Annotated in this window: 8 protein-coding genes; 6 read left to right on the top strand and 2 right to left on the bottom strand. The window is 66.4% G+C overall.

Annotation, left to right across the window (positions count from 1 at the left end):
* Window positions 1–133: 133 nt before the first annotated feature.
* The 3 genes from E6R62_RS28035 to E6R62_RS28025 are packed head-to-tail and all read left to right on the top strand — an operon-like array spanning window position 134 to window position 4,100.
* A complete protein-coding gene (locus E6R62_RS28035; RefSeq protein ID WP_240801954.1) occupies window positions 134–616 on the top strand; it encodes a hypothetical protein in 483 nt (160 codons plus the stop codon).
* A complete protein-coding gene (locus tag E6R62_RS28030; protein ID WP_206308865.1) occupies window positions 598–3,198 on the top strand; it encodes an ATP/GTP-binding protein in 2,601 nt (866 codons plus the stop codon). Before E6R62_RS28035 ends, E6R62_RS28030 begins: the two co-directional genes overlap by 19 nt.
* Window positions 3,195–4,100: a replication-relaxation family protein gene (locus E6R62_RS28025; RefSeq protein WP_240801953.1), complete on the top strand. Its 906-nt coding sequence runs from the start codon at window positions 3,195–3,197 to the stop codon at window positions 4,098–4,100. The genes E6R62_RS28030 and E6R62_RS28025 overlap by 4 nt, the downstream gene beginning before the upstream one ends.
* Before the next feature lie 439 nt (window positions 4,101–4,539).
* Here E6R62_RS28025 and E6R62_RS28020 read toward each other — a convergent pair whose 3' ends face one another.
* Entirely contained in the window at window positions 4,540–5,040 is a 501-nt protein-coding gene (locus E6R62_RS28020) for a DUF4265 domain-containing protein (protein WP_206308864.1), read from the bottom strand.
* A gap of 198 nt (window positions 5,041–5,238) precedes the next feature.
* Between E6R62_RS28020 and E6R62_RS28015 the strand changes: the two genes are divergently transcribed.
* From E6R62_RS28015 to E6R62_RS41885, 3 genes are all read left to right on the top strand, one after another.
* Entirely contained in the window at window positions 5,239–5,391 is a 153-nt protein-coding gene (locus E6R62_RS28015) for a histone-like nucleoid-structuring protein Lsr2 (RefSeq protein ID WP_136216261.1), read from the top strand.
* A 3-nt stretch (window positions 5,392–5,394) separates the two neighbouring features.
* Window positions 5,395–5,742: a hypothetical protein gene (locus tag E6R62_RS28010; RefSeq protein WP_240801952.1), complete on the top strand. Its 348-nt coding sequence runs from the start codon at window positions 5,395–5,397 to the stop codon at window positions 5,740–5,742.
* 479 nt (window positions 5,743–6,221) lie between these two features.
* Window positions 6,222–6,356, top strand: coding sequence for a hypothetical protein (locus E6R62_RS41885; protein WP_276615664.1), 135 nt, complete (start codon window positions 6,222–6,224; stop codon window positions 6,354–6,356).
* A 768-nt stretch (window positions 6,357–7,124) separates the two neighbouring features.
* On the opposite strand, the gene E6R62_RS41880 is transcribed toward E6R62_RS41885, so the two are convergent.
* Window positions 7,125–18,176 carry a LamG-like jellyroll fold domain-containing protein gene (locus E6R62_RS41880; protein ID WP_136216259.1) on the bottom strand — a complete coding sequence of 3,684 codons (11,052 nt, stop codon included), beginning with the start codon at window positions 18,174–18,176 and terminating at the stop codon, window positions 7,125–7,127.
* Between the last annotated feature and the right edge of the window lie 75 nt (window positions 18,177–18,251).

Below are 18,251 nucleotides of genomic sequence, written 5' to 3'. Positions count from 1 at the left end.
CGCCTGCCTTCTCACCACCGCCGGTGTCTTCCTGACGTACGCGGGACTCCACCACGCCGAACCACCGGCGCCCGCCGGTCGGACCCCGGCCGCAACGGCACCAGCCCGGACCGCAAAGCCGACCGGACCCCCCATGCCAACCTCCCCGGCCGCGGCCACCTCGCATCCCGAGAACGACGGGCCCGACACCACGGCGCCCGCCGGGATGACCGCCATCCCGCCCCAGTCGGCTCCCCAGGCTTCGTCCGCCGGCGAGCCGGTGCGGCAGGAACTGCCTCCGCCGGGATCCGGGCCCGCCGCCGACCCGCTCATCCAACAGGCCCTCGACCAGGCCAGCACCCGGGACCTACCGGCCGACGAGGAGCAGCGGTTGTTGGACCTGGGGCGTACGGCCTGGCTCGGCGAGACCGCCGGTTACAGCCAGGTCCGTATCCAGGCCGCCACCGCCCGCCGCGACAACACGCCGGCCGTGGATCCCCACGCGCAGCACCCCCTTCGGGCGGTGGTGCGGCTGGTGTGGGCCGGAGCCGACCCGGCCGGGACCTTCCTCGACGGACGCACCGCGACCGTCACCTTCGCCCAGAACGGAGACAGGTCATGGACCAGGATCTCGTGACAGCGTCCAATATGTTCACCCTGGCCGGCTCGCTCATCGACGCTCTGACGTCGGTGGCCGGATGGGCGCGTGCGAACGTGTGGTGGCTCACCGTGGTGGCCGGGATAGCACTGTGGGCATGGGAGGCGGTGCAACGTCGCCTGACCGCCGAGGCACTGTCCCGGCGCACCTATCTGGAGCTGGTTCCCACCCCCGAGTTCGAGGCAAGCCCGGAACAGATCTGGCGGCAAGGCATTCAGCTGGTCCGGGCGGCCGGCTCGGGTCCGTGGTGGACCCCACGCCGGGCCCGCTCTGTGCGGGTGCGTTTGCGCGCGGACGGGGTTCGACCTTTGACGTACCGGATCGAGGCGCCGCGGACGGCGTACGACCTGATCAAGCAGACGCCCTACGGTCATCGTGTGCAGGCCAAGCCGGTCCCTGCGGTGGCCGACAAGCACCGCGAGCACGTGGTGCGCGCCGTGTTCACCCTGCACGGCAAGCCCGGCTCGAAACTGCGCGATGTGCCCCTGGATCCGGACCCGTTGCAGCCGCTGATCGACGCCGTCGCCGATCTGCGCGCTGAACTGGGGGATCTCGCCGAGGTGTGTGTGGACCTCTCCCCTGCCTCCCGCCGGCACCTGGCCGTGCGCCGTTTCCAGGCGATGCAGCGCGCCCGGGAGCAGGCCCGGCGTGAAGCGAGGCAGGAGGCCCGATGGCTGACCCGGGAATCCACCGACAGTGTTCCGGTCGCTGTGGGCCGGTTGCTGGATCCGGCCGAATGGAGCGGCCGTCCCCGCGGGCAGATGGTGATGTCCCCCCAGCCGCGGCGGGTAGAGCGGGATGTGGTGCTGGGCAAGCTCGCGCACACGCCCGGGTTGGTGCGGGTGCAGATCCTGGTGCGCTGCGCCTCCGATGAGGAGGGGCGGGCGGAGAGCCGGCTGACGCGGATCGGCGCGGCCCTGGACGTCTATGCGGGCGCTTCGCGTCTGTCGTCACTCGGCTTCGCCGTGGGGCCTGTGCGTTTCGGGCCTGACCGGCGGCCGTGGCGGGACCGGTTCGATGAGCAGTGGTCGACCGGCGTGGTGCGCCCGGCCCGTGGAGGGTGGGCGCACGTCGAGGAGTTGGCCGGGCTGCTCAAGCCGCCCACCGCCGCGGCCCGTGTGCCGGTACTGGAGGCCGACATGCCCACCTACGCGCTGGGCAGGGATCTGCTGCCGCAGGGCTGGTACCGGGAAGCGGACGGCCGGGAACGGCTGCTGGCCACCCGCGAGGACGACACCCTCTTCGAAGTACAGTCCGGCAAGGCTGGCTGGGGCAAAACCATGCGCGCCCAGGTCCACGCTGTGGCCAGCGCCCACAACGGGCGGGGCCTGGTATTCGTGGACCCGCACGGGGACTCCTTCGGCGATGTCGCCCGCTACCTCGCACACCCCGCCATCATCGACCGCGTCGCCCTGTTCGACCTCACCGTCCGCGACGGCCAGGACCTGCTCGGCTGCTGGAACGTACTGGACATGAGCGACGGGCAGCCGCCTCACGAGGTGACCGCCGCGGTCGTCGAGGCATTCGCCGGCGCCTTGGGATGGAATGACATCACCGCGCCGCGTGCGCTGACCATCTTCACCAAAGCCGTCGAGGCCCTCGTCGCCGTCAACACCCAAGCCATCGCCGCGCAGGTACCCGAGCAGCAGGCCACGATCTTCCACGCCAGGGCGCTGCTGACCGACAGCACCTTCCGCCGGCTCGCCGTCGCGACCCTGGACGTAGAGGCCCAACAGTGGTGGAAGGGCAGCTTCCCCGACCTGCCCCGGGAGGCACTGCCCACCGTCCTGAACCCGCTGGAACGCCTCGGCTCCTCACCCGTCCTGCGCGCCTTCCTGGGCTGCCCCGTCAGCGGCTACGCCATCCGCCGCGCCATGGACGAAGGCCAGGTGGTGTGGATCTGCCCGTCCGGAACGGGACCCACCGACCGACTGCTGACCTCCCTGTTGGTCCACGACTTCCTGCGCGCCGGCCTCTCCCGGCGCGACCTTCCCGAGCGGCAGCGGCGCTCCTTCCGTTTTTACCTGGACGAGCTGATCTCCCTCGACCAGCAGTCCTCCACCGTGCTCGCGGAGATCACCGAGCAGCTGCGCAAGTTCGGATGCCGCCTGCACGGCATGACCCAACTCCTGCACCGCCTCAGTCCCGCGACCCGTGCCGCCCTCATACAAAACGCCTCCTGCCTGTCCACCACGGCCGGATCGGTCGAAGCCATCGCCCAGATCACCAGCCAGTGGCCCGACACCATCACCCCACGCGACATCGCCGGTCTGGAGCGCTGGCGGCACTACGCCTCCTTCACCGTCGACGGCGAACGCATCGGACCCCTGCCGATCCGGGGCCCCGAACTCAGCGAGGTCTTCGGGCATCGCGCCGAGCCCAAGAAGACCGGCGCCCTGCGCAAAACCGCCCATACCAACGCCGGCGCCCTGCCCCTTACAGAGCGGACCGCCATGGCCCTGGCCCAAGAGGATCAGGTCCGCGGGTTCCTGACCGCCAGCAGCACCCAAGCAACGACGTCCGGCCACTCTGCCGCCCCCGAAGGAGAGCAGTACGCATGACCACCGCTTCAATGCTCCAGCCCCCCACCGAGGACACCCACGCCCACCAGGCCCTCGCGTTGATCGCCCAGCACCGGCTGCTGACCACCAACCAGATCCACCACATGCTCACCCCCGACACCCCACCTCGAAAGATCCACAAAGTGCTGGTTCCGCTGCGCGAGCAAGGACTCACGGACCAGACCGCCCTGGGCAAAAGCGGCCTACAGGCCCACTTCCTCACCCCCGCCGGACACCAGACGGTCAGTGACTGGCCCGAACTACGCGGACGGACCTCCGCCCCGATCCCCTCACCGGCCGCCGCATCCCTGCGCGCCGCCCACACCCTGACCGGAGTCCGCGCCCACCTCGCCTTCCTCACCCAAGCCCGCACCCGGGGAGACGAGTACCACCCACTGGACTGGGTGCCAGAAGTCACCCACCGCCTCCCCGACACAGGAGGCGAAGACCGGCTCATCGCCGACGCCGTCCTCCACTACACCGCCACCCGACCGCGCCGCCTGCAATACCGAGCCTTCGTGGAAATCGACCGAGCCACCATGAGCAGCGAACGCCTCGCCCGAAAACTCATCACCTACGCACGCTTCCACGCCTACACCCCCCAACCGATCGGCAGGCGCGGAACCGTCGCCGACCAAGCCGCCATGCTGGCCTGGCAACGCACCTACCCCCGCTTCCCACGCATCCTGTTCATCCTCACCGGAGCCCCCCGCCCCACCCTCGCCCACCGGATCACAGACCTGCGGCACATGACCGCCGACCACGACCTGGTCCGTCAGCTCGCCGCTCACGTCCCCCTCGGCGCCGCCATCCTCGAAGACATCGAAACCCAAGGCCCCCACGCCAAAGTGTGGACACCACTCGCAGGAAGTACCGAACCCCGCAGCTGGACACAGCTGTGAGCTTGGTTTGCCATCTCCGCCACGTAGGCCGCGCGAAGGAGGCTCCGTTCCCTCGAGGACTGCCCTGGAATCGGTCCACCCGAAGCCGGGTGGGCCGATTATTCGCCACTTACTGTAGCGGAAACAAAGAGCAGCCCGCCGGTGAATCGGCGGGCCACATTCAACGGTTCATGACCATTGCCCTTTGATGGCTTAGCGCTGACGTCATGGGATTGATTTCCTCGGAGTCACCTGATCCACTATTTTCACCATGTGGCGGTTCAGAGGTGGTCATGCTACCGGGACCGACTCCACCTCCGGAGGTTGGCGCCAGGACGCTCAGGGACTTCGCCACGTTCGGCGAGGCCCCTTCTTGGGTGTATATGTTAAGCCGCAACCCCTGGTATGGCTGTACAGCGACGGCGGCAATCGCGACTAGCAGGCCAATAGACAGAGGCCGTCAGGGCGAATTGAATTCCCTAGCATCGCTCCATTCCCAGAAAGCCGTTCCGCCCTGAATTTCCCCTTGAACGCAGTCGAAGATCGGCTGCATCGCCGAGAGGTTTGGTACATCAATCGCTACATGACGGTCGCCGTTCCACTCACTCAAGAGCCCTGCAATATGCACAGCCCTACGCAGCGCAGATCGGGAATCCGACAAAGGCCGGGGCTCGGCAAAGAGAATGCGAAGGGCACGGCGACCTGACTTCCTGATCAACCGGTCAATGTTTCCCGACTCGTTCTTCTGGACCACATCACCAAGCGCCAGCCCGTAGGCATAAAAGGGGATACAACAAACCTCGTAGTTGCCTTCAACCCCGACCTGCCGAAGCCAAAGCTGCTCGCGCATCCCTTGAAGGTCAAAGGGAGCGAGATCCAACATGGCCATGAGGCTTTTTTCGTCCCTCCATACAGGGGCCTCGTGGCTGACGTAGGTAACGCCGTCAATCGTAACCTGCAAGACGCTCTCCTTCACTAATCCGGAAACGGATTTGCGGCGGGCCACACCGTGGCCCGCCGCACTCAAGCTATGGAATTGTTCTAGGAACAGGGACAGTAGCTTGCATGTTTGCCGGCCACCACGGAGGCGGCCATTGACCACTGTAGTTTGGTGGCGGATTCAGCGGAGCCACCCTGTCACGCTTTGAACTGTTACAGAATGTACAAGCGGGTTCGTGTCCGTCAGGTCTCCGCCATCAGGACGTGGGCGCGCGCCAACGGCCACCAGGTCGCCGACCAGGGCATGGTGCCCAAGCGGGTCCTGGAGGCGTACGACACCGCCCACCGGGCGCCGATCCGGAAGGTGGGCTGACCCGTGGACACCGACCCGATAGCCCTGGACGGCTTCCTGGAGGAAGAGACCGTGCCCGGCGACCTGCACGGCAGTACGGCACGGTTCCGCCTCACCGTCTCCCCGACGGACGAGCGCACGGACGAGATGATCGTGCCGTGCAGCGTCGCCGACCCGGAGCTGGCGCACGCGGTCATCCACGACCTGGTCCCCGGCGACAAGCTCCGCGTCACCGGCTACCTCCGGCTGCCCCGCACGCCGGACGAACCGATGTGGTTGGTCGTCAACACGCTCGACGTGCTGGAGGCCGCGCCGCTGCTGTCCGACCCGGCCGCCGTCGCCACGGCCGTGATCGAGCGGTACGGCCCGTAGGTCTGCTGGTTCGACTCCGAGGACTCCGGCGAGGTGCCGGTGTGGACCGAAGCGGGGGTCTGGGTCGGCACCGCCGGCGACCCGAACACACTGGGCGAACTGATCGAGGCGTTCGAGCAGCGCTAGGCCGCCAGCGGCGAGTGACCCGGCCGTGCCCATCCGTCCCGAGAACCTGCACCGCTCCCCGCGCGACTGGCCCAAGATCGGCGCGCGGATCCGGTTCGAGCGGGCAGGCGGCCGCTGCGAGTGCACGGGCCACTGCGGCCTGACGCACCCCGGCGGCCGCTGCCCCGCCGTCCACGAGCAGATCTACCCGGACACCGGGTCCGTGGTCGGCCTCACCACCGCCCACCTCAATCACACCCCCGAAGACGCGCGAGATGCTGGTACAGCGGGATGTTCCAAAGTGCGGAACGCCCCCTACCTGCGCCGCTGTCGCCCGGCTTCATGCCGAGGGCTGCGATATCAGGGGCGAGGACGTGGGCCGCCTTTCCACGATTAATGACCGGTACGTCAACTTCCTGGACCGCTACCTGTTCAACAGCATCGCTAGCGGTCAGGACCAGGGCCTGGCCTGTGCTGCCGCCGAAGTCGGCGAGGACAAGGAGGACTGAGGCCCAGGTCCCGCCGACGTCGTGGCCGGGACCTGGGGGATGGCTCAGCCGGCCTGGTTGCTGGCCTGCTTCGGCAGGCAGAACAGCAGGAAGGAAGGTGAGCGGCAGGTGGCAGCGGAGGGTTGGAAGGACGGTGGTTTCACAGCCACTGTCCACGCCCATGTCCGGGTCCGTCTTCGGCGCCAAGCCGTTAACCTCCTCGGCCGCATGCTCCGCAATCCGGCGCCGCCGCCGACCAGCCGACGACGGTGACACCGGTGCCCTGCATAACACCTTTCCGCTGACGTTTTCGTCGACTATGCCGTCAATCGCAAGAAGCCCCGCCGGAATGGGGACCCGGCGGGGCTTCGAAGTCGTCCTCTGGCAGGAGGTAAGACTTTACCTCTTTATATTGACGCAATGCGCCTCAGGCGCACCCGGTTGTACTCGCGTGTCTGCGAGCTAGTCACTCAGCGAATTCTGATAGCGCATCCATAGTCTAGAGATCCAAACGTTCGCACCATCCGGCGGCCGAGAGGTAACTGGGGGCGATGGAGCCGATTCTACGAGATGTAGCAGCGTCCAAGCCAAGCCGAAGCATTCGTCATCACCAAAACACTCGATGAGGAGCGCGGCCTCTTCGTCGGTGACAGGCTTCTGGATTGCGTGTAGCGCCTGAGTCATCTCCTCAAATGCCTCGTCTCCCTCCTCGGAGTCGTCTTCCTCGGAGGGAAGTGGACGACCCAGCCGCAAGAATTCTTGAACCTGATCGCTGATCACGGAAGCCCCTCACTGCAGCAGATGTGGATAGTTGGTTTTGTAGTACTGCATTACGCCTGATATTGCGCCGTTGAAATACCCAGGGTCTCCATGGTTCACCTGGCCGATAGTCCGAAGGTTCCAGAAATCCGCTGCGAGGACCTCTCGGAAACTCAGTCCAGCATCGAGGCGCTTAGTCTTTCTTCCCGCAGGGCCATACGTACGGGTCATTTTGTGGTCGGCGTCTGTCATCATGTGCGCCGCAAAATCTCGATAATTGGGAATGCGACCCGAGGCAGCCTGGGGAATGTGATTGGGAGTGAGATCGTCTCCCACCCGGGCCCTGCCATCAAGATCCCCAAAGCGACCTACCTCATGCTCCTGGACAGCCATCCTCTCAGGTGCCCCATTTGCGCAACGGCAAGAATCGGCGTGGGTACCAATTGATCCGCCACAGTTGTGAACCAGGACCGGAGAGGCCCCCGCCAGCACATAGTACGTGTGGAGTCCATCAATGGTGAGGTCGTATGTAGTTGCGTTGGCGTGGTAGAGGCGGACCGAGGTGACCTGGGCCGTGCCGGTAGGGGTCTGAAGTATGTCGCCGGGGTGCAGGTCCTGGGCGTCGACGAAGGATGACTGGGTTTGGTCGTAGAAGGGGTGGTGGTAAGTGGTGGTCAGGATGGTGCCGTTCACGGTGACGTCGTCGGCATCCGCAGGTAGGACGCTGGCGACGTTCTCGACAAGCGGGGGCCCGCTGATGGCCGTCGATGTGTCGTCAGAAGCCGTTCCGAGGGCACTAGCAATTGCTGCCACTGATGCGGCCAGTCCGAGTCCTACCTTGCGCACCGCACGCGTCTTGGCTACGGGAGCCTGCTCCGAAACGGCGTTGCTGTCCGTAGCGGTCGGGGTGATAGAGAGGTCAACGAAGTCATGGTCTGTGTTTGTGACGATGACCTTCTCGACCTTGTGGGTCTGAGTTCCGTCCTCACCTGCGATGGCGTTCTTGATCTCATCGCCAGCCTTGATCTGATCGATCGGTTTGCCGGTGCCGTCAGCCATCAGCACCTGGGTAGATCCCGTGAAACTGTGGGTTGGGGCCTCGCAGGAGCCGCCGCTGCCCAGTCTGCCGAGGACAGATTCGGCGGCCGTGGCGAAGGCTCCGCCGATAGCTCCTCCGACTGCCCCTTCGGCAGAACCGCTCGCAGCGGCTTCTGCAGCTCCGGACCATGAGCAGCCGGCGGAGGTGTCGGAGCAGGTGAGGCCGTAGTTGGCAGCTCCGATTGCGCCGCCGGATATGCCGCCCATGGCGGCACCTTCGAGGGTGTTGGTGACGAGTTTTGGCAGGATCTTGCCGAGGGCGGATTCGGCGAGTTTGCCCCCGAGGGCGCCACCGAGTGCTCCACCAATTGCGCCGCCGATGCCGCCGAGGAGGACGGCGCCGCCGAAGGCGCTTGCCGAGCAAGCTCCGCTCTGGCCGTCCATGCACTTGAAGCCCTGGTCGATTGCCCCGCCGACGGCGCCAGCGAGGGCTCCGCATCCAGCGGCTCCTACGACAGCCCCGACGCCGCCCGTTGCCGCGCCAACGACGACCTCACATCCGAGGAAGACAGCGGTGCTGGCTGCGAAGGAGGCGATGGCCGCGGCGTGATTCTGGAAGAAAGTGGTAGTGGTGTTCACTGCCACGGCGGCGGCACGGTAGGTGGTGGCGACGACGTTGACGGTGTCGCGATAGCCGCTGCTGACGGCACTGGTTGTGGAGTGCCACCAATTGGAAGCGGTTGTGCGAATGGGTAGATAGGCGTCGGCTATCTGCCTTTTGAGGGAAGCGATCTGACGAGTGAGCGAGGCCCAGGTGTCGTCGAAGGCGGACACGGCACTGTGCCAGGTGTTGGACGCCCAGTTTGAGGCGCTGTCCCAGGCGTTTGAAGCCCAGGTTGAGACTGATTGATACGTGTTGGAGACCCAGCGTGTGGTGCTCTTCCAGGCGTTGGAGACCCACTTTGAGGCGTCGCCCCACCAGCTGTGGCCGCTCGGGTCAGTGCGGTTGAGAGGGTTCTCGTCGACGTACACGAACGGGTTGGCCGCGACGGAGTTCGGTGCCGGGTCCAGGGACACGGTGTCCTTGTTCAGGAACCGGCCGACGCCTGGGTCGTACCAGCGGGCCGCCATGTTGACCTGACTGGTGGCCTTGTCGGTCCAGCCGCTCTGGTAGCCGAGGCTGCCTGCCGGGGTGTTGGTGGTGGCGGTGGGGTTGCCCAGTGGGTCGTAGCCGCGGGATGCCGAGAGGGTGGTGGAAGCAGCGGTGAAGTTGCCGACGACGTCTCCGTGCTGGTCGGTGTAGGCGAGTGCAGCGGTGGCGGGGCCGCCGCCAGCGATGCCGATACCGATGAGCGAGCCGTCGGGGTTGCGGGTGTAGGTGTTGGCCCCGTCGGAGGCGACGCTGTTGTCGGCGCCGCTGTAGGCGAAGGTGATGGTTGCCCCTGTACCGGTTGTGCTGGTGATGACCCGGTCCAGGGCGTCGCTGAGGTAGGTCTGGGTGCCTTGGGTGACCTGGCGGTCGAAGGCGTCGGAGCTGGAAGTGACCGACGTGGAGCCACTCGTTTTCCGAGTGACGGTTCCGCGGGCCGTGTAGGTGTAGGTGTTGACCCCGTCGCCGGTGAGCTGGTTGCGGGCATCGTAGGTGTAGACATTGGCGCCGGACTGGATGCGGTTACCCGAGGCGTCGTAGCCGTAGGCGGTGGTTGCGGTGCCGTTGTTCCAGGAGGTGAGGCGGTTGGCCCAGTCGTAGGTGTAGGTGTTGGCGCCGGCTCCGGCCAGGCCGGTGGTGTTCTTGGAGGTTTCGTTGTCGTTGGCGTCGTAGCCGTAGGCGATGGACGCCACGGGAGCGCCGCTGCTGGTTTTGAGGGTGTCGCCGGTCAGGCGGTGCAGGTGGTCGTAGGTGTAGGAGCGGGTGTTTCCCGTGCCGTACTGGATGCTGCTCGGCTGGGAGAGGACGTTGTAGCTGTAGGTGAGTTTGGTGGTGGTGGCGGCGTCGGTGATGGTGGCCAGCCGGTCGGCGCTGTCGTAGCTGTAGGCCGTGGTGCCCGCGGCGTCGGTGCGGGCGGTGGGAAGTCCGTCGCCGTTGAAGGTGAAGGAGCTGGTTCCCCCGCTGCCGCTGACGCTGAGGGGCTGACCGCGGTCGTTGTAGGTGAGGGTCTCGTTGGTGGCCTGGGTTGTGGCGCCAATCGCTGCGGTGTTGGCCGTCAGGAGACGGTTGTCTTTGTCGTAGGTGAAGCTGCGGCCGGCGGTGGTCGCCTCGGCGCCGGTGCCGTCCCGAGAGGTGATGTTGCCCAGGTTGTCGTACCCGAGCGTCATCTTTACCCCGCCCGGGGAGGTCTGGGTGACCGGACGCCCGGCCGCGTCATATGTGGTGGTTTGGGTGGAGTCCGCAGCGGTGGTGTAGCTGTAGGTCGAGGTGGTCACCGACGGCTGGATGGTCGACTCGGGCAGGTTCCACGAGTTGTAGGTGGAGTAGGTGCTGTTGCCGCGGCCGTCGGTGAAGCGGGTCCGCTGCCCCGAGGCGTCATACCCGAACGATGTGGTGATGGAGTGGGTGGCGTCCACCGGCTGTACTTCGCCGGTGAGCAGGCCGGTGGCGTCGCGGGTGAAGGTGGCGGTGTGCTGGTTGGCGTCGGTGGCGGACATGGTGCGGCCCATGGCGTCATAGGTCGCCGACCGGGTGGAGAGCACCGTGGTGCCGTCGGTGTCGAGTGACTGGACGGTCAGCGGGTCCCCGAGCTGGTCGAATGTGACCTTGCTCTTGGTGCCGTCGGGCAGGGTCGTGGCGGTCTTGCGGCCCTGCAGGTCGTAGGCGTAGCGGGTGGTGTTCCCGGCGCCGTCGGTGACCTGCGTTTGCTCGCCGACGCTGTCGTACCCGTAGGAGGTGGTGACACCGTTTTGGGTTGTGGTGGAGGCCAGGAAGGCCCCGCCCGGGTTGACGGCGCTGGACGCGTAGGAGTTGGTGGTGGTGATGGTCGATGCCGTCGGGAACCGCTCCAGGATGGTGCTGGTCAGCTTCCGGCCCAGGTAGTCGTACGTGGCCTGGGTCTGGATTCCCGCGGCGTCGGTGCTGGAAAGGGCCTGGCCGTTCGGGTCGTACAGCGTGCGGCTGACGCCGTTGTTCGCGTCGGTGACTTGTGAGGTGTCGCCGAGCTGGTCATAGACGTAGGACGTGGTGTGGGTCAGGGGGTCGGTGACCTTGGTGAGGTTGCCGGCCTTGTCGTACGTCCAGCTGGTGCTGGCGCCGGTAATCGGCGTGCCGCCGCCCGCTGGTGTGTAGGAGGGCAGGGTCTGCCCGGTTTTGCGGCCCGACGCGTCGTAGGCGGTCGTGCTGGTGTTCCCGTTCGGGTCCTGCGTTTCCGTCTCGTCGCCGAAGGTGTCGTAGCCGACCAGGACGGTCGGGTGTACCGGGCTTGCCGGGCCGCCGTTGGTCTCGGCGTTGACGGTCGGGGAGCTGGTGACGGTGAGGTGCCCGGCCTCGTCGTAGGTGTAGTTCGTGGTGTTGGTGTTCGGGTCGGTCATGCTGGTGGGCAGACCGCGTTGGTCGAGCTTCCAGGTGCTGGTGGCCTCAGTCGTGGAAGCGGTCGTGCCTCCTGAGCGGCCGGCGCCATACAGCTTGGTGATGTCCGCGGCTGTCAGGGCCCGACTGTATGCCTGGACGTTGCCGATCTGCCCGTTGTGGGTGTTGCCGCCCAGGTAGCCGCCGCCCGCCAGCTTGGCATTGCCGATGGTCAGCGGTCCGTTTGCGTTCCATGGGCTGGTGTTCGTCGCGGTGCCCGCAAGCGCGCCGTTGACGTACAGGCTCATGGTGCTGGTGGCGGAGTCGAAGACGCCGACCAGGTGGGTCCATGTGTTCAGTGCCGGCGCGGTCGGTGCGGTCGCGGCGGCGTAGGTGACGCCGCTGGTCGAGTCGGCACTTGGTGACAGGAACGTCCATTTGCCGAAGGTTTGGGAGTACTGGAGGAAAAACGCTCCGTGGTTGGTGCCGCCCTGGGTGACGATCGTGCGGAAGTTGCTGGTGTCCGTGAGGTTGGCCCAGGCGGAGACGGTGTAGGACGCGGCGGTGTTGAGGACCGGCCCGTTGGTGGAGATCCCGCCGGTGGTGCCGTTGAAGGACGCCGCGCCGCTCGTCCAGGACACGGGCCCGCTGCTCGAGGCGGTGTTTCCGGTGCCGGAGGTGTCGGTGACCGTTGTGCCGGAGGTCTGGTTCAGCGGCCACCAGCCGGCCGGGTGCCCTGCCTGGTCCTCCTGCAACGTACGGCTTGTCACGTTGCCCATGGGGTCGAACGTTGTTTTGGTGGTGTGGCTGGCGCCCGTCGCATCGGTGAGGGTGCTGGTGGCGGGTTTGTCATCGGGCGTGAACGAGACGGTGGTGGTGCGGTTCACGCCGCCCGGATCCACCGTGGTGGAGGTGGGCCTGCTGGCTGCGTCCAGGGTGGACCTGGTGACCGTCGCCCCGTTGTTGGTCGCCTGCTGGACGACGTTGCCGGCAGAGTCATAGCTGTTGGACTGCTGGACGAACCTCTTGGTTCCGGTGGAGTCCGTGCGGGTGACGGTCGCGCTCAGGTTGTTGTCGGTGTAGGTGTAGGCGGTGGAATTGCCCATCGCGTCGGTGACGGACTGCAGCCGGCCGGCCGGGTCGTAGGCGCGAGAGGTGACCACCAGGTCCTGGGCCGCCGACGGGTTCACCGGGTCGCCGGTGTAGCCCTTCAGGGTCTGCGTGAGCAGATGACCATTGGGGTCGTAGGCGTACGCGGTGATGTTGCCGAGGGCGTCCTTGACGGTGGCCTGGTTGCCGTAGGCGTCGTAGGTGAAGTTCTTGACGCCGCCGGTGGCGTCGGTGGTCGTCGCAGCCTCGTCGTAGGCGTTGTAGATCGTGGAGACCGTGCGAGACGCGTCACCGCCTGTGAGGTCGGCGACGGTCTGCGAGAGCACCTGCCCATCCGCGTCGAAGACGGTGGTGGTGCGCGGCTGATGGATCGCGCCGGTGACGCGGTTGGTCACCTTCGGGTCGGTCTGCGAAGTGACCTTGGACTCTCCGTCATAGCCGAAGGAGGTGACCAAGCCCGCCGGATAGGTGTCCGAGATCGCAGTCTTCGTCAGATTGCGACCGAGGTTGTCATAGGTGAACTTCGTGACGAGCCCGTTGGGGTCGGTCACCGACGCGATGTCACCGTTGCGGAAGTAGCCGATCGTGGTGGTGGCACCGCCGGGCGAAACGGTTTTGTAGGGCAATCCCTTGGGGGCGAACCCGCTGTCGGCGGCCGCGTTGGTGGTGCCGTCGGTGTAGGAGACGACAGTCGCCCGGCCAGCCGGGAAGCCTGCCACCGGTGGAGTCGTGACCTTCGTGCGGTTGCCCACGGCGTCATACGAGTACGACGTCAGGTACGTGTTGTCGGTGGCCGAGGCGGAACGCCCGTCGCGGACGGTGTCGACCAGGTCATTGATCGGGTTGGGAGTCAGCTGCGCGCTGGTGTCGTCGGGAAGGTAGGTCGTGTACGTGGTGGAGCAGGAGTTGCCGGCCTGGTCCTGGCAGGTGGTCTTGGAGACCTCGTTGCCCCGCACATCGTGGCCCGAGGTGGTGACATTGCCGTTCGGGTCGGTCACGGTGTGCAGGAAGCCGCCGGTGTCATACCCGTAGGACGTCTTGTTACCCAGTCCGTCGATCTGGGCCACCATGCGGTTGCCGTTCCACAGGTCGTACTGGTACTTGATCGCCTTGCCGCCGGGATCAGTGACCGTGGCGGTCTGCAGCGGTGCGAGTCCGGTGGAGTTCTGCCCGGCGTTGAAGTGCGCCGCGGCGTCCTGGCCCGTGAGCTGGGTGCGGTAGAAGGCGACCTCGGCGATTGAGCCGGGGAAGTAGCCAAGAGTGTTGGTGGGGTGGTTGGGCCAATACCCACCGCATTCGCCGGCGCCGATGTAGGTGTAGTTGGCGACACTGGTCAGCAGGGCGGCTGTGGTGCTGCCCGCCTTGGTCCCATCCAGGTACAGGGCCTGCCCGCTGGTGGCGCCGGCGGCAAGCATGACGTGGTGCCACTTGCCGTCGTTGACGGCTCCGGGCGAGGTCATCAGACCGCCGGTGCCGTTGGTGTCCCAGAACTTGCCGTACAGCTTGCCGTCCGTGCCGACGTACAGGGCCGGTGTCCAGTTCCCGCCGGTGGGGTTGCCGCCGGTCAGCGGTTGCGCCATCTGGTCGTACAAGACGCCACCGGCGTTGTTGCCGGCAGGCATCTTGAACCACATGTCGACCGAACCGGGCTGTGTGACGACCTGGTCCGTGGAAGGCAGCTGGATGTAGGACGAGGTGCCGTTGAAGGAGGCCGCGGTGTTGTCCGCGAACGGTCCGGTCGAGCCGAGAGCGACGCCGTTGTAGGACGCGGGACCGGAGTGGATCTCGTCGAACGCCTGTGACGCGCCTGCGGCGTCACCGAGCCGGTAGTACGTGGCGGGCGCCGCCCCCAGTACGGCAGAGCGGTAAATCTGGCTCGACCCGCTGACGGTGGGCGCCGCCATCGTCCAGGAGCCACCGTTTTCATCGGTGATGCCGGTGACCGCAGCGGTGGCCGCGTTGTAGGTGACCCCCGCGTATGCCTTGCCGGAAGGCCGGGTGACCGAGTTCAGCAGGCTCGTCGGATTGGTGCCGGCCTGCTGCAGGGCGGTGACGTTTGCCTGGGAAAGGGGTTTGTTGAAGAACGAGGCGTTGGCGATGGAGCCATTGAAGTACGTGCCGTAGGCCGTGCTCGAGTTCGGGTGCGGCTGATCGGGCCATGCGTCGCCGAGGTAGCCGGCTCCTATGTACACGTGGTTGAACTGCCACGGCGCCGACATGCTGCCGCTGCCGTCCACGCTGTAGCTCGGGGCAGTGCCGACTTGGTTGCCGTCCAGCCACATGGTCTGCGCCGTCCACGAGGCGGCAAGTGCCACGTGATGCCACTTGCCGTCGGTCACGGAGCTGCTGGTTTTGATGGTGCTCATGTCGGTGCCGGCCCTGAGGGTGCCGTTGAGCTTGCCGTCCGTGCCCACGTACAGCACCGGAACGAAGTTCCCGACGGTCTCCGTCGCCTTGACGGGCATGTCGGAGTACGAGAACAGCACACCCGGCGCCTGCGTGGAGGTCTTGAACCACAACGAGACGGTCTTGTCATTCGAACTGCCGGCGTGGAGATCAGGCAGCTGCACGAAGGAGGACGTACCGTTGAAACCCGCAGCTGTCGCCGGGCTACCCGCCCCGAGGCCCGGCTGCCCCAGAGCTACGTTGCTGTAGGTGCCGTTGTCGGCTCCCTGTTGGGAGAGGACCGCGCTAGCCGCCACGGTGCCGGAGGACTCCGACAGGGGCCAGAAGGAACTGACACCCTGGTCGAGGACCTGGCTCTGGTACGGAGAGCCGGCCGTGTACCCGTACTGGGTGCAGCTGGTACTGCTTACCGGCGGGCAGACCTTCGCCAGCTGGTCACCGGCGTAGGAGTAAGTCCACGTGAGTGGGTCCGCCGTGGTCACCGGGTCCGTGGCCACCGTTGCGACATGCGCGCTGGATGCACCTGCGGGAGTAGACCAGGTCAGGTGCAGTGCCCGTCCGGAGGTCGCGGAGGTGACGGTGGTGACCTTGCCAGACGTCAGAGTGAACGTCTCGGCACGCCCGTTGGCATCCGTGATGGAGGTGAGACCGAAGCTCCCGGAGCCCAGCGTCTGGGTAAAGGTGTAGGTGGTGGCGCTCTTGTCAGTGAGCGAGTATCCCCCGGTGATGCTCTTGAACGTGGCGAAGCGCCCCGGCGGCGCGGAGAAGGAACCGTCGGAGTTCTTGCCGTAGCCGACCCCCGAACCGTCCGGATAGGTCACCTGGACACTTCCGACCGCGCCGGACGCGTCGTACTGCTCGGTGGCCTTCGCGTCGAACAGGCTTGACCAGCCCGCTCCGAACGCCCCGGTCGTCCGCGAGTCCCGCGAGTTGTAGTCGCGTACCACAGTCAGTGACGGCCCCGGTGATGAGACGTTCGCGTCGGTGGCTGTGGTCGTGTAGTTGCCGATGGCCGGGTTGAATCCGTGCTTGTCGGTGTTCTGTGAGAGGCCGGAGGTGATGGCCGGCTGCGGGACCTGAGTCGTCAACTGCTGCCAGTTCGGCCCAGCCGAGTAGTTGGTGCCGTCATAGGCTTGCACCTCCCAGTAATACGCCTGTCCCCACTTCAGCTTGCCCGCGGGCACGACGTAGGAGCTGTTGGTGATCACACCTGAGTCGGCGAGCTTGTTGCCTGTGGTGTCGTAGACCTGGAAGTTGAACTTCGGAGTGAGGGACACTGCCTGGTCCGTCGTCCCGTTGGCGGTCAGCTGCGGTGTCAGCGTCTGCACCGGCGCGTTGTTCGGCGGGCTGCTAGACAGGATCTGAGGCAGCAACGCGCCCGTGTACGTCAATGTCAGACTGGGTCCGTGCACGTTGTTGTAAGAGGCGAACTGCTTCCAGTGCAGGTTGTCCGTCGTCGCCGCCGTGACCGCCAGACCGTAGTCATTCGTCGTCCCGGTCGCTGCGGCCCAATTGTTGAACGGCGTCGTCGACAGGGGCACCGTCAGGTAGTCGCCCTTGGACATATCGCCGCCGGTGTTGGCGCATCCGTTGGGCACACTCGGGGTGAGGTTGCCGATGGACGCGCCATAGGTCAGCCCCGGGTAGGACGTCACCTTCGACGGTGTCCACGCTTGGGTGATGGGTGCGACGTCAAATCGCTCGGGAGTACACGTGGAGGACCACACGTCGAACAGGTTCAGCGCGGCCGCGGACACGGTGGCCTTGGAGCCGTCCAGCCCCAGGTAGGGAAACTGCATGAAAGAGATGGCCGAGTGGGGACCCGCGTCGAAGGAGCCGACCTTGGTGGTCAGCTCCATCGAGTGGTCGATGGCGTTGCCGGGCCCGGTCTCCGCGTAGGTCGTCTGGGCGTACGACGTGTAATACGACGGGTCCACCGTCACCGGGAAAGTCCGGCCGGCATCATGCAGCCACGCCGGGTCCAAGGTCATGACCAGATCGGTACGGCCCTGCGACGACTTCAGGCTGTAACTCACCTGGTGAGTCGTCCCTCGCTCACCCGACGCGCGGTCGATCTTCGAGTCGAAGGCGTAGGCAGGCGGGATCACTCCCCGCGTCTTACCTGAGGCGTCCACCAGGTTGACGGCACCGTCCTTGGCCGCAACCGCGCTGAGCCCCTTCAGGTCCAAGGGAAACGTCCACACGTTGCCGGCCTGCGGCGAATGAAGGACCAGCGCCTCCTTGAACCCCACCGTGCTCGGCTCGAGCACGAGGTCCGTCTGAGGCAATGCCCCCTTGTACGTCGCCGTCGAACCCGAGACCGCCGGCGCGACCGCCGCGGCTCCCTGCAGGCGATAGGACATGGTGTGGTCACGGTCGACGTCCAGCCGGACCAACGCAGCGTCGGCGGCACTGGGCGCGAAATCAACCGCAGCCGCCCCGGCCGCCTGGTGCAGCCTACCGTCCGCCCCGTTTCGCACACTCGTGTCGATGGGCTGCCAGTTACCCGAAGCGTCCTTGTAGTTCTTCGGCAACTGCGTGAGGGTGCGGGAGTACGACCCGTCGGCGTTCTCGAAGTAGTCCGACGTCGCGGTCGACTTCGATGCGTTGCGCTTGCTGGACCGGGCATCGAAGCCCAATTTGCCGCCGCTCGGCCCGGCAGCGACCTTCCGCGCGTACGGAGCGTACTCGGGCAGTTCGCCCTTGCCCTTACCGGGGGCCCGCCCTGCGCCCTTCCCGGCCCGAGTCGACGCCGCCGACGCCTGGTGGCCACGTCCGGCAGCAGTCCCCGACTGCTGCTTCGGCACGTCACCCCAGTGCGGTGCGGGCGGTGAATCGGAGGTGACCCAGGCGGCCAGGGAGGACAGCTTCGGCAGGGCGACGGCGGGCAGGGTCGCGCCGGTTGTCATCGCGGTCTGGGTGCTCAGCCACAAGGCCATGGCTGTCAGCGACACAACGGCGGCGACGCGCCGCAGGCGGCGAAGTCTTCGCGCCTGCTTGGTGGAGCCGCGGAAACGGCGTGGACGCACGAAAACTCCAGAGAAAGATCTTTTAGGTGAACCTGCAGACCTTCCCTGGTGCGCTCAACCCAGCGCCATAGGTAT

The organism is Streptomyces sp. A1136, assembly GCF_004795055.1.
Lineage (GTDB): Bacteria > Actinomycetota > Actinomycetes > Streptomycetales > Streptomycetaceae > Streptomyces.
This window is presented reverse-complemented; position numbering and strand designations above follow the sequence as displayed.